This window comes from Martinezella lusitana (genome assembly GCF_010668395.1).
GTDB classification, from domain to species: Bacteria; Pseudomonadota; Alphaproteobacteria; order Rhizobiales; family Rhizobiaceae; genus Rhizobium; species Rhizobium lusitanum_A.
On the sequence record NZ_WUEY01000002.1, the window covers coordinates 372335 to 385020 of the forward strand.

At 62.0% G+C, this 12686-nt stretch carries 11 protein-coding genes; 1 reads left to right on the top strand and 10 read right to left on the bottom strand.

Going from position 1 to position 12686, the window contains the following annotated elements; translation table 11 throughout:
• Positions 1-2 precede the first annotated feature (2 nt).
• From GR212_RS05675 to kdpF, 9 genes are all read right to left on the bottom strand, one after another.
• A complete protein-coding gene (locus GR212_RS05675; RefSeq protein ID WP_163985485.1) occupies positions 3-1031 on the bottom strand; it encodes a sulfate ABC transporter substrate-binding protein in 1029 nt (342 codons plus the stop codon).
• 160 nt (positions 1032-1191) lie between these two features.
• A complete protein-coding gene (locus tag GR212_RS05680) occupies positions 1192-1647 on the bottom strand; it encodes a PTS sugar transporter subunit IIA (RefSeq protein WP_163985486.1) in 456 nt (151 codons plus the stop codon).
• A 103-nt stretch (positions 1648-1750) separates the two neighbouring features.
• Positions 1751-2443, bottom strand: coding sequence for a response regulator transcription factor (locus GR212_RS05685; protein WP_163985487.1), 693 nt, complete (start codon positions 2441-2443; stop codon positions 1751-1753).
• Complete coding sequence (locus tag GR212_RS05690) at positions 2440-5151, bottom strand: sensor histidine kinase (RefSeq protein ID WP_163985488.1); 2712 nt, start codon at positions 5149-5151, stop codon at positions 2440-2442. Before GR212_RS05690 ends, GR212_RS05685 begins: the two co-directional genes overlap by 4 nt.
• A 59-nt stretch (positions 5152-5210) precedes the next feature.
• Complete coding sequence (locus GR212_RS05695) at positions 5211-5816, bottom strand: K(+)-transporting ATPase subunit C (RefSeq protein WP_163985489.1); 606 nt, start codon at positions 5814-5816, stop codon at positions 5211-5213.
• Positions 5817-5828: 12 nt separating this feature from the next.
• Positions 5829-7916, bottom strand: a complete 2088-nt coding sequence (kdpB, locus tag GR212_RS05700) for a potassium-transporting ATPase subunit KdpB (RefSeq protein ID WP_163985490.1) — start codon at positions 7914-7916, stop codon at positions 5829-5831.
• A 47-nt stretch (positions 7917-7963) separates the two neighbouring features.
• Positions 7964-8125, bottom strand: a complete 162-nt coding sequence (locus GR212_RS05705; protein ID WP_163985491.1) for a hypothetical protein — start codon at positions 8123-8125, stop codon at positions 7964-7966.
• Between the two features lie 12 nt (positions 8126-8137).
• Positions 8138-9841 carry a potassium-transporting ATPase subunit KdpA gene (gene kdpA, locus GR212_RS05710; RefSeq protein ID WP_163985492.1) on the bottom strand — a complete coding sequence of 568 codons (1704 nt, stop codon included), beginning with the start codon at positions 9839-9841 and terminating at the stop codon, positions 8138-8140.
• Positions 9842-9868: 27 nt separating this feature from the next.
• On the bottom strand, positions 9869-9958 hold the full coding sequence (kdpF, locus tag GR212_RS05715; protein ID WP_163985493.1) for a K(+)-transporting ATPase subunit F: 90 nt from the start codon (positions 9956-9958) through the stop codon (positions 9869-9871).
• 638 nt (positions 9959-10596) lie between these two features.
• On the opposite strand from kdpF, the gene GR212_RS05720 reads away from it, so the two are divergent.
• Entirely contained in the window at positions 10597-11616 is a 1020-nt protein-coding gene (locus GR212_RS05720) for a substrate-binding domain-containing protein (protein ID WP_163985494.1), read from the top strand.
• Between the two features lie 24 nt (positions 11617-11640).
• On the opposite strand, the gene GR212_RS05725 is transcribed toward GR212_RS05720, so the two are convergent.
• The gene (locus GR212_RS05725) at positions 11641-12651 is read right to left on the bottom strand and encodes a zinc-dependent alcohol dehydrogenase family protein (RefSeq protein WP_163985495.1); all 1011 of its coding nucleotides are present in this window, start codon (positions 12649-12651) and stop codon (positions 11641-11643) included.
• Positions 12652-12686: the final 35 nt, after the last annotated feature.

The following is a 12686-nucleotide window of genomic DNA, read 5'->3' on the forward strand; positions in this document are numbered from 1 at the left end:
CCTTATTGCCCCGGCTTGTAGACCTGATCGAAGATGCCGCCATCGTCGAAGAACTTCGGCTGAGCTTGAGACCAGCCGCCGAAATCGTCAATGGTTGCCAGCTTCAATGACGGGAAGCGGGCGATATCCTTGGGATCGGCCGCTTCTGGCTTGATCGGCCGGTAGTAATGCTTGGCCGCGATCTTCTGGCCCTCATCCGAGTAGAGATAGTTCAAATAGGCTTCGGCGATCTTGCGCGTGCCCTTTTTGTCGACATTGCCATCAACGACGGCAACCGGAGGATCTGCGCGGATCGAGAAAGACGGGGTCACGACTTCAAATTTGTCGGGGCCGAGCTCGTCGAGCGAGAGATATGCCTCATTCTCCCAGGCGAGCAGAACATCGCCCAGCCCGCGCTGTACGAACGTCGTCGTCGATCCGCGCGCGCCGGTATCGAGAACCGGCACATGCTTCAGGAGCTGCGTGAGATATTCCTGCGCCTTGACATCGTCGCCGCCATTGGCCTGCTTGGCCCAGGCCCAGGCCGCCAGGATGTTCCAGCGGGCGCCGCCCGATGTCTTCGGGTTCGGCGTGATGACTTCAACGCCATCCTTGACCAGATCCGGCCAGTCCTTGATGCCCTTGGGGTTGCCCTTGCGCACCAGGAAGACGATGGTCGAAGTGTAGGGAACGGAATTGTTCGGGAACTTGGTCTTCCAGTCGGCAGGGATCTTGTGCGTCGCCTTGGCGATCGCGTCGATATCGCCTTCAAGAGCCAGCGTCACGACATCGGCGTCGAGACCGTCGATGACCGAGCGGGCCTGCGCGCCCGAGCCACCATGCGACGCCTTGATGTCGATGGTTTCGCCGGTGTCCTTCTTCCACTTCGCGGCAAATACCGCGTTGAAATCCTTGTATAACTCTCGTGTCGGATCGTAGGAAACATTGAGAAGCGTCTTGTCCGCCGCCCAAGTCGGCGCAATCGCCGCGACAGAGAAACTGCCGATCAGAACCGCGGTGGCGAGAAGCCGGGAAAGCTTTATCGTCTGCATGGATGCACCCCCTTCGTTTGTCCTTAAACCCTACCAACTTGGTCGTATAAAGTAACGAAGACTGTTCCCGTTTTCAGCAGCCTCGGAGAACAGCATCCCATAGAATCCGGAAAAGTGAAATCACATTCCCGAACAACAATCCATGGGCGACAGACCCGATTCAGACAATGGCTTCGGACATGAAGACCGAATAGAGCTCGGCGGCGGTCTTTGCTTGCCGCATCGCCTTAAGGACGCCTTCCGTTCGCAATCGTCTGGCGATCGCGGCGAGAACGTTCAGATAGTCGCTCCGGCCGGCTTCGCCGAACAGCAGCACGAACGCCCATTCCGTCGGCACGTCGTCGATGGCCTCGAAGTCCACGGCATGCGCGAAGCGTACCATCAATCCCCGCGGCCGAGTCATGCCGGCAATGGCCGCATGCGGAACGGCAACGCCATTGCCGATCCCCGTGGTGCCGAGCTTCTCCCGCCCTTCGAGGGCGCGCAGGACCGTTGCTTCGTCGATGCCGAAGCAACTGGCAGCCTTGGATGACAGCATCTGCAGCGCCCGCCATTTGGTCGGCGCCGGAAGACCGACGAAGACGTGTTCGGGAAGAATGATCGTGGAAAGGTCCATGGTCTCACTCAGGGGTCGAGCAATCGATAGTTATGGAGCGGTTTTCATTGCCGCGGGATCGAGACGAGGTCACACCGATAATCGGCTGGAAGTCCCTGCCGCCTCAATCGGGCTCGCGCAGCCGATAGCCGACGCCCGTCTCGGTCGTGATATATTGCGGCTGATCGGGAATCTCCTCGATCTTCTGCCGGAGCTGGCGAACGTAGACGCGCAGATACTGCACATCGGCGGCCGGTCCCCAGATCTGCTTCAACAGGAACTGATGCGTCAGCACCTTGCCGGCATGCTGGGCGAGCACGCGCAGGATGTCGTATTCCTTCGGCGAAAGCTTGATCTCCCTGCCATCCACCTTGACGATCCGCTTGACGAGATCGATGGAGAGGCCGCCTGTCTGGAAAATCGCCCTCTCGCCCTGCTGCTGCAGGCGATGGCGTAGCGCCACGCGGATCCGGGCTGCCAGTTCGTTGACGCCGAAGGGCTTGGTCACATAGTCGTCCGCCCCGCTTTCCAGCGCCTTGACGATCCCTGCTTCATCGGTACGGCTCGACAGAATGACGACCGGGATCTGCACCCCATCCTCGCGCCATTCCAGGAGCAGGTCCTGGCCCGATTTGTCGGGCAGGCCGAGATCGAGCACGATCAGGTCGGGCTGGTCCTCGACCACCGATGCGTGGGCCGATGCGGCATTCTGGGCCTCGTTGACGACGTAGCCCTGGGCGCCGAGGCCGACACGCAGCAGCTTCCGGATCGGCGGCTCATCATCGACGACGAGTATCTTGACGGCAGTGGTGTTCATTTCAGTTCATCCAGCTTCGGGATATCCGTTGGTTTCGGCAGGCGAATGGTGAAAACCGCCCCCTGCCGATCCGTTCTGTTGCCGGCCGCGATCGTGCCGCCCATCGCCTCGATGAAACCGCGGCAGATGGAGAGACCGAGACCGGTGCCGGCGCGCACCTGATCTCCCTTGCGTACGCGATAGAACGTGTCGAAGACGCGCTCGAGATCGGCGGGAGGAATGCCCGGCCCCTCGTCCATCACCCGGAAGACGATGTTGTCGATATCCGCCCAGGCCTCCAGGCGGATGGCCGACTCCTCGGGTGCGTATTTCGCGGCATTGTCGAGCAGGTTGAACAGGACCTGTTCGAACAGGACCGGATCGACCTTCACCATCGGCAGATCGACGGGCATCTGCACATCGACGCGATGATGGGTCAGGATCTTTGACGCCCGCCGCAACGCGCTGCCGACAATATCGCCGGCATAGTGCAGGGCATAGTTCGGCTCCATCGCGCCGGACTCGATCTTGGTCATGTCGAGCAGGTTGGCGATGAAGCGGTTGAGGCGCTCGGATTCGTCGATGACGGTCGAAAGGAGGTCGACACGATCCTCCTCTGGCAGCGTTTCCAGGTAATCCCGCAACATTCCCGCAGCACCCAGGATGGCCGCAAGCGGCGTCTTCAGATCGTGTGAAATGGATGTCAGCAGCGCGGAACGCAGCCGATCCGCCTCGACGGCCAGCTTGGCCCGATCGACGTCGGCGACCAGCTGCACGCGCTCGATGGCAAGCGCCGCCTGGTCGGCAAGAGCGTCGAGCAGCCGCTGCTGCTCCGGCGTCAGCAGCGGGCCGTCGCGGCGATCACTGTCGAGACCGATGACGCCGACGGCGGTGCGGCCGGTGCGCAGCGGAACATAGAGACGCTTGGCGCCCGGCAGGGTATCGGCACCGCGGCCGGCGGCATGATTGTGCTCCCAGGCCCAGCGCGCCGCCGCGATATCGGCGTCATCGAGCGTGTCGTCGGGCGGATAGCCGGCTCGGACAGCGATCGTGCCGTGCTCCGGCAAGAGCAGCACGACCCGCAGCTTCAGCATGGAGGCAAGCTGAAAAGCCGTTGCCCAGAGCACATCGTCGAGCGTACCGGTCCCGGCGAGCTTCTTGGAAAAGAGATAGAGATCTTCCGTGGTTCGGGCCCGCTGCCGCGCCGCGACAGCCTGACGCTGCACTGTCGCCGTCAGATTGCTTGCGATCACCGCGACGCCGAGGAAGAAGAAGAAGGCGAGCACGCTTTCCGGATCGCTGATCGTCAGCGTGTAGCGCGGCGGCAGGAAGAAGAAGTTGAACGCAAGCGCACCGAGAAAACAGGAATAAAGCGCCGGGCGCAAACCCTGCGTTACCGCGCTGGCGAGGACCGCCATCAGAAAGACGAGCGCCAGATTGCGCACGTCCAGCACCTGGTCGAGGATGACGCAAAAACCGAGCGCAATGGCGACATAGAGCGTCGCCAGAACATAGCCGCGCAGCTGGAAAGGAGGCGGCGAAGGTGCGACCTTGACGCCGCGGGTCGCGGGCTGACCATCCGCATCGCTACCGGAAATGACGTGAACGCTGATCTCGCCGGCCCTGCGGATGAGATCGTAGGAAACCGAACGGCGAGACCAATCGCGCCACGATCCGATCTTCGGCGAACCGATGACGATATGGGTGACATTGTTGCTGGCGGAGTGACGAATCAGCTCCTCCGCCACTTCCCGCCCCGGAATGGTGATAGCCTCGCCGCCAAGTTGCTCGGCAAGCCTCAGCGTTGCGGCAATCGTGTCGCGCTGTGCTTCCGTCAGGCTGATGGAGCGGTTGGTTTCGACATAGACGGCAGCCCAGGGAGCGCGCAGGCGCGACGCCATGCGCGACGCATAGCGCACCAGCGAGGCCGAGCGTGGATGATGGTCGATGGAGACGAGCACGCGCTCGCCTGCCGCCCACGGCCCCTGGATCGCGTGCGCCTGCATATGGGTCAGCAACTGGTCGTCGACGCGTTGCGCCGTACGCCTCAGCGCCAGCTCGCGCAGCGCCGTCAGATTGCCGGGCGTGAAATAGTTGGTCAGCGCCCTCTCGGCGGTCTTCGACACATAGACCTTGCCGTCATGCAGCCGCTTGATGAGATCATCCGGCGTCAGGTCGATAATCTCGACGTCGTCGGCAAGATCGATGACGGAATCCGGTACGGTCTCGCGCACGCGGATGCGGGTAATCTGCGAGACGACGTCGTTCAGGCTTTCGACATGCTGGATATTCAGCGTCGTATAGACATCGATCCCGCGCTCGAGAAGCTCCTTGACGTCGAGATAACGCTTCGGATGGCGGCTGCCCTGCGCATTGGTGTGGGCGAGCTCATCGACCAGCACCAGCTCCGGCCGGCGCTTCAGGATGGCATCGAGATCCATCTCCTCAAGCGCACGTCCCTTGTAATCGACATTGACGCGCGGAATGATCTCGAAGCCGTCAAGCAGGGCCTGCGTCTCTCGGCGGCCATGGGTCTCGACGACACCGACAACGACGTCAACGCCGTCCGCGACCTTCGCCTTGCCCGACATCAGCATCTCATAGGTCTTGCCGACGCCCGGCGCCGCGCCCAGAAAGATCTTCAGCCGCCCGCGCGTCTCTGCCCTCGCCTTTTCAAGAAGCGCATCGGGCGAAGGCCTGTTCAGCATGTCGCGACTGTCGTCTGCCATCAGCGGATCGTCTTTCCTGACAAGGTCGAGACGGCGGCAACCGTCTCAACCCCTTCAACTTATTGACTCATAGAAGCATCAAGTGCCTGGTTCAATGCCAGCACATTGACCACCGGCTCGCCGAGAACGCCAAGCTCGCGCGGCTCGACGGCGGCATCGACGAGCGACCGCACCTTGGCCTCATCCATGCTGCGGGCCTTGGCGACGCGAGGGACCTGGAAATAGGCATCGTCCGGCGAGATATGCGGATCGAGACCGCTGCCCGACGTGGTGACCATGTCGATCGGAACCGGCATGTTGGGGTTCTGCGCCTGCAGCGCCGCCGCGTCGCCCTTGATGCGGGTAATCAGGCTCGAACTGGTCGGGCCGAGATTGGAGCCCATGGAATTGACAGCATTATAGGGTGCTGCAACCGTCTTGGTGGCGTCATTCGGGTCCGTTCCGGTCGTGGCCGACGGACGGCCATGGAAATACCGGTCGGTCGTGAAACTCTGGCCGATGAGGCTGGAACCGATAATCTTGCCGTCCTTTTCCACCAGGCTGCCGTTTGCCTGGCGAGGGAAGAGCGCCTGGGCGGCGCCCGTCATGGCAAGAGGATAGGCAAGACCGGTCAGAACGGTCGTGGCGACGATCATGACGATTGCGGGTCTGATTTGTTTCAACATGAGAGAAACTCCTTAGGCGAGACCGATGGCGGTAATCGCCATATCGATGGCCTTGATGCCGATGAAGGGGACGATGATGCCGCCGAGGCCATAGATCAGCAGGTTGCGGCTGAGCAGCGCGCCGGCGCCGATCGGGCGATAGCGAACCCCCTTCAGCGACAGCGGGATCAGCGCGACGATGATGAGCGCATTGAAGATGATGGCCGAGAGAATGGCGCTCTGCGGCGTCGCCAGCCCCATGATGTTCAGCATCTTCAGCTGCGGATAGAAGGCAATGAACATCGCCGGGATGATGGCGAAATACTTGGCGATATCGTTGGCGATGGAGAAGGTGGTGAGCGCACCGCGGGTCATCAGCAGCTGCTTGCCGATTTCGACGATTTCGATCAGCTTCGTCGGATCGCTGTCGAGATCGACCATGTTGCCGGCCTCGCGGGCGGCGACCGTACCGGTGTTCATGGCAACGCCGACATCGGCCTGGGCGAGTGCGGGCGCATCGTTGGTGCCGTCGCCGCACATGGCGACGAGCTTGCCCTGCGCCTGCTCCTGGCGCATCAACGCCAGCTTCATTTCCGGCGTCGCCTGGGCGAGGAAGTCGTCGACGCCGGCCTCCGCAGCGATGGCAGCGGCCGTCAGCGGATTGTCGCCCGTAATCATCACCGTGCGGATGCCCATGCGGCGCAGCTCGGCGAAGCGTTCGCGGATGCCGCCCTTGACGATGTCCTTGAGATGGATGACGCCGAGAAGGCGGCCGTCGCGGGCAACGGCGAGCGGCGTACCGCCGGCCTTGGCGATCTCGTCGGCGATCGACTGCAGCTCGCGGAGCGTCTCGCTGGTCGTGCGGGACATGACAGCCGTGCCTTCGGCGGTGCCATTGGCCGCACCTTCGACATAGGCGACAACGGCATCGACGGCGCCCTTGCGGATCGAGGAGCCTTCGAGGTCGACGCCGCTCATGCGCGTCTGGGCCGTGAAGGGCACGAAAGTCGCCTTCAGGCTCGTCATATCGCGGCCGCGGATCGCATATTTCTCCTTGGCAAGCACGACGATGGAGCGGCCTTCCGGCGTCTCATCGGCAAGCGAGGCAAGTTGGGCGGCATCGGCGAGATCCTGCTCGCTGATCCCCCGAACCGGGCGAAACGCCGTCGCCTGGCGGTTGCCGAGAGTGATCGTACCGGTCTTGTCGAGGAGCAGCGTGTCGACGTCGCCCGCGGCTTCGACGGCGCGGCCCGACATGGCAAGCACGTTGAAGCGCACCAGGCGGTCCATGCCGGCAATACCGATTGCCGACAGCAGCGCGCCGATGGTGGTCGGGATCAGCGTTACGAACAGCGCAACCAGCACGACCGTCTGGATCGAGCCGCCGGCATAGGCGGCAAAGCTCGGGATCGTGACGGTGGCCAAGACGAAGATCAGCGTCATGCCGGCGAGCAGGATGTTCAGCGCGATTTCGTTCGGCGTCTTCTGCCGCTCGGCGCCTTCCACCAGCGCGATCATGCGGTCGATGAAGGTCGAACCGGCGGCGGCGGTGATGCGAACGCGGATTTCATCCGACAGAACCTGCGTGCCGCCGGTCACGGCCGAGCGGTCGCCGCCCGACTCGCGGATGACAGGAGCGGATTCGCCTGTGATCGCGGCTTCGTTGACGGAGGCCACGCCTTCGATCACTTCACCGTCCGAGGGGATGATGTCGCCGGCTTCGACGAGCACGACGTCGCCGACTTTCAGGCTGGTGCCAGGCACCAGCCTGAAATCGGTGCGACTGTTGCCGGCCAGAAGCTTCGCCTGGGTTTCGGTGCGCGACTTGCGCAGCGAATCCGCCTGCGCCTTGCCGCGGCCTTCGGCGACGGCCTCGGCAAAATTGGCAAACAGCACCGTGAACCACAGCCAGATATTGATCTGCAGCGAAAAGCCGAGATTGCCGCCGCCGGTGACGAGGTCGCGCAGGAGGAGAACGGTCGTGAGTGCCGATACGACGGCGACCACGAACATGACGGGGTTCTTGGCAAGCGTGCGCGGGTTCAGCTTCTTGAAAGCAGCGCCGACCGCCGGAACGAGGATGCGAGAATCCAGAATACTCGCTGATTTTAACTGGCTCATAAGAGGCTCCAGCGTGAAGAGGAAAACGTCAGATCGGAACGCACCGATCAGCCGATTAGAAATCCGAAGACAACAAGACCGAGGAACAGCGTGACCATCGCCAACAGAATGGCGTCGGAGGCACAGGTCGTTCCGGCCGGGCCACGCCCCCTGTCGAAGGGGCGTGGATCGATGACTTTTCTAAGCTTGCTCAGAAGCGGTTGGCTCATGGCCCTCATTCCTTAGAAGGTCTGGCCCGCGATCATCGACAGGTGTTCGACGATCGGCCCAAGCGCGAGCGCCGGGAAGAAAGTCAGGCCACCGACGATCAGGATCGTGCCGACCAGCAGGCCGACGAAGAGCGGGCCGTCCGTCGGGAAGGTGCCGGCGGAGGCGGGAACCGTCTTCTTGGCAATCAGGGAGCCGGCTATCGCGAGAGCCGGTACGATGACCAGGAAGCGGCCGATCAGCATGACGATACCGAGCGTGATGTTGTACCAGCTGGTATTGCCGGTCAGGCCACCAAAGGCCGAGCCGTTGTTTGCCGCTGCCGACGAGTAGGCGTAGAGGATTTCGGAGAAGCCATGCGGACCGGAATTGCCGACCGAGGCCACTGCCGACGGCAGCACGACGGAGATCGCCGTGAAGATCAGCATGCCGAAGGGCAGGCAAAGCACGGCAAGCATGGCCATCTTCACTTCCTTGGCCTCGATCTTCTTGCCGAGATATTCCGGCGTGCGGCCGACCATCAGGCCCGCCACGAAGATGGCGATGATGACGAACATCAGGATGCCGTAGAAACCGGCACCGACACCGCCGACGATGACTTCGCCGAGTTGCAGGTTGATGAGCGGGATCAGGCCGCCAATGGCGGTGAAGCTGTCCAACATGCCATTGACCGCGCCGCAGGATGCGGCCGTGGTGATGACGGCAAACAGCGAGGAGGCAGCGATGCCGAAGCGGACTTCCTTGCCTTCCATATTGCCGCCCTGGAGACCAAGCGCGTGGATCAGCGGATTGCCGGCGGCTTCAGCCCAATAGGTGACGATCACGCCCGCAATGAACAGAGTGCCCATGGCAGCCAGGATGGCCCAACCCTGCCGCTGGCTGCCGACCATGCGGCCGAAGACGTTGGTCAATGCCGCGCCGACGACGAAGATCGCCAGCATCTGCAGCAGATTGGAAATCGCGTCCGGATTTTCGAAAGGATGCGCCGAGTTGGCGTTGAAGAAGCCGCCGCCGTTCGTGCCGAGCATCTTGATGGCAAGCTGTGAGGCGACCGGACCGACGGCAATCGTCTGCTGCGCGCCTTCGAGCGTCGTCGCGTCGACGTAAGGGCCGAGCGTCTGCGGCACGCCGAGATAGACGAAAGCCAGTGTCAGGACAATGCAGATCGGCAGGAGCACATAGAGCGTCGCTCTCGTCATATCGACCCAGAAATTACCGATCGCCTTGCCCGAAGCGCGCGCAAAGGCGCGGATCAACGCAATGGCGATGGCAATGCCGGTTGCGGCGGACACGAAGTTCTGCACCGTCAGGCCGGCCATCTGCACGAGATAGGACATCGTGCTTTCGCCGCCGTAGTTCTGCCAATTGGTGTTGGTGACGAAGCTGGTGGCGGTATTGAAGGACAGTTCCGGCCCGACTGCGGTCATGCCGGCGGGGTTGTACGGCAAGCTGCCTTGCAGCCGCTGCAGGGCGTAGAGAACGAGGAAGCCGGCCAGGCTGAACAGCAGCATGGAGACCGAATAGGTCGTCCAGTGCTGTTCTTCGCGTTCGTCCGTGCCGGCCAAACGATAAAGCCCGCGTTCCACAGGACGGAGGACGAAGGAGAGGAAGGTGCGCTCGCCGGTAAAGACACGCGTCATGTAGCCGCCGAGCGGTTTGACGAGCAGAAGAAGGATCCCGACGTAAATGAGGATCTGAAGCCATCCGTTGAAGGTCATGGAGGTAACTTTCCCTATCCAGCGCTGTTAGAAGCGCTCGGGGCGAATGAGAGCGTAGACCAGGTAGACGGTGAGAAAGAGCGTCACGCCGCCACCGAGAATGTAATCGAGAAGCATTGTCGTCTCTCCGGCTAGAGGCTGTCGCAGGCCTTGGTGTAGGCGACGCAAAGGAGGAAGAATAAAACGCCGATCCCGACAAGAATAATGTCCATCATCGATCGCGATTCCTTGATTGTTATTGTTGAATGCAGAAATGATGGAGAGCGCCCTTACGCAGAGCGCCTCTTTTTTCCTGCCGACGAGGAAGATCACTTGGGATGCATCTTCCACACGCAATATGCGACCGAACCGCATTAAGGTTCGAGACGGCGCGAAAGCGGAAGATATAAAAATCTTATAAATGCCGATGGGGTCGCGGGAGGCTGCGGCAGCGCCCGTTCGCCGCATAAAAAACCAACGGACGTCCATGACCACAGCGACGTCGCGATATTAATTTCTCAGCGTATCAAATTGATTTTAAATATGAAATTAGGCATAGTCATCAACACGCCCCCTGCCGCATCAAATGCGGCCGATGACCGGACGGCAACCGTGGGGGTGCGCTTCCTATGCTGGGGCGGCATGAGGGGGATATAAATAGCGTCCATCACGCTTGATGCCGCATCCCGGCGGTGATTTAGTCCAGGCTGGGAATGGATGGAGTTTTGCAGCTCGCCTCATGACCATTCGGCGGCCAGACAAAGAAATGCGAGCAAGTGACGACCAGTATCAGACATATCGCCAAACTCGCAGGAACATCGGTCTCGTCAGTCTCGCGCGTCCTCAACAATAGCGGCTATGCCTCTCCGGACCTGCGAGAGCGCGTGGAGGCCGCCATTCGCGCGCTCAACTACACACCGAGCAAGGGCGCGCGCATGTTGCGGGGGGCGCCGAGCCGGATGATCGGGCTGATGCTGCCGTCGATCGACGTGCCCTTCTTCGGCATCCTTGCCCATGCCATCGAGCAGGAATTGTTCCGGCGCGGCTATCAGACGCTGATCTGCAGCACCGCCGAAAACATGGATCACGAGGCGCGCTACATTTCCATGCTGCTGTCCCAACGCGTCGACGGCGTCATCGTGGCAAGCGCTTTCGGCAGCACGAAGCACTTCGAGGCGCTGCGCGACGCTGGTATCCCGATCGTCGCAATCGACCGCGAACTCACTGGCATCGCGGATGATGCGGTCATGGCCGATCACGAGGAAGGCGGACGGCTGATGGCCCGGCATCTAATCGGGCTCGGCCATCGCGCAATCGGCATCGTCGGTGCCCCCGCCCATAGCCAGCCCGTCCAGCTTCGCCTTCAAGGCATCGCGGTGGAGATGGCGGAAAACGGTCTCGCGCCCGCCGCCGTCAGCATGGCCGGGGAGCACAGCTTTGCGGCCGCCTATCCGCTTGCCAAGGAACTGGTGGCCTCCCGGCCCGAAATGACGGCGATCATCGGCACGACCGATATTTCCGCGATTGCCGCAATCCACGCCGTTCAGGATCACGGCTTTGCCGTGCCCCGCGACTATTCGGTCATCGGCTTCGACGATCTGCCTGAGGCGGCCTATGTCTTTCCACGGCTGACGACCGTCGCACAGCCGATCCGCAGTGTCGGCGAACAGGCGGCACGGCGATTGGAGACGCTGATCGAAGAACAGGCAGAAGGCCAAGAACCTGCGGAAGACGCGGTCATCAAGGTGCCCGTCACGTTGATCGTACGCGACTCCACCGGCCCCATCCGCAGATGAATTGACGCCGCCTGCCGGCGCAATTCAGGGCCGGACGATGACCTTGATCTCGCCGGCCAATGGCGCACTGCCGACCACGCTCGCCACCTCATCGAGGCCTATCGTCTTCGTGACAAGCGAATCCAGCTCCAGAACACCGCTCGCCACCAAGGCCGCAGCCCGTGAGTGGGTGAAGGGATTGAGATAGGCCGGCCGGATCTCCACTTCGTTGAAAAGCAGATCGAATGGCAGAACAGGAACTTCGAGAGCCGCCGGCGTCACTCCGAACAGCACGAAGGCGCCGCCGCGTCGCACCATCCGCACGCCGGTCTGGAAGGTTTCGGGCACACCGGCGCATTCGATGACGACATCCGCACCGCCATCGGTCAAATCCCTCACAGCGGCAACCGCATCGGTCGCCGTCGGATCGAGGGCCTGCGTCGCACCCAGCCGCAATGCCGCCTCGCGCCGCGACAGCTGCCGGGTAATCAGGATAATCCGATCCGCGCCGGCAAGGCGCGCCAGTTGCACCATCAGCAGGCCGATCACGCCGCCGCCCAATATGACAACGCTGTCGCCCGGACGAATCTGTGCCTTGTCGATCGCGTGGATGCAGCAGGCAATCGGCTCGCAAAAGGCGCCATGAACGGGATCGAGATCCGCAGGCAGGGTATATGCCTGGCCGCAGGGAAGCGCCACATATTCGGCAAAGCCGCCATCCCTGGTCACGCCGATGGCCTTCAGATTGGCGCACAGGTTCGGTCGTCCACGACGACAGGCCGGGCAGGTGCCGCAGGCAATATTCGGGTCCACCGTGACAAGCTCTCCGCCAACGAATGACGAAACGCCCTCTCCCGCTTCCTCGACGAGGCCGCAGAACTCATGGCCCAAGGTCACCGGGATCGCCGTCGGATATTCGCCTTTGAACATATGACGGTCGGATCCGCAAATGCCGGCGGCCAGAACCCGGACGATGATTTCCCCCGGTCCCGCCCTCGGCTTTTCGACCAAGCTCATAATCATGGATCCGACTGATTCCAAACGGACTGCCCTCATTCTCCTCCTCCGAGCATAGGGGTCGCTTCTGATCC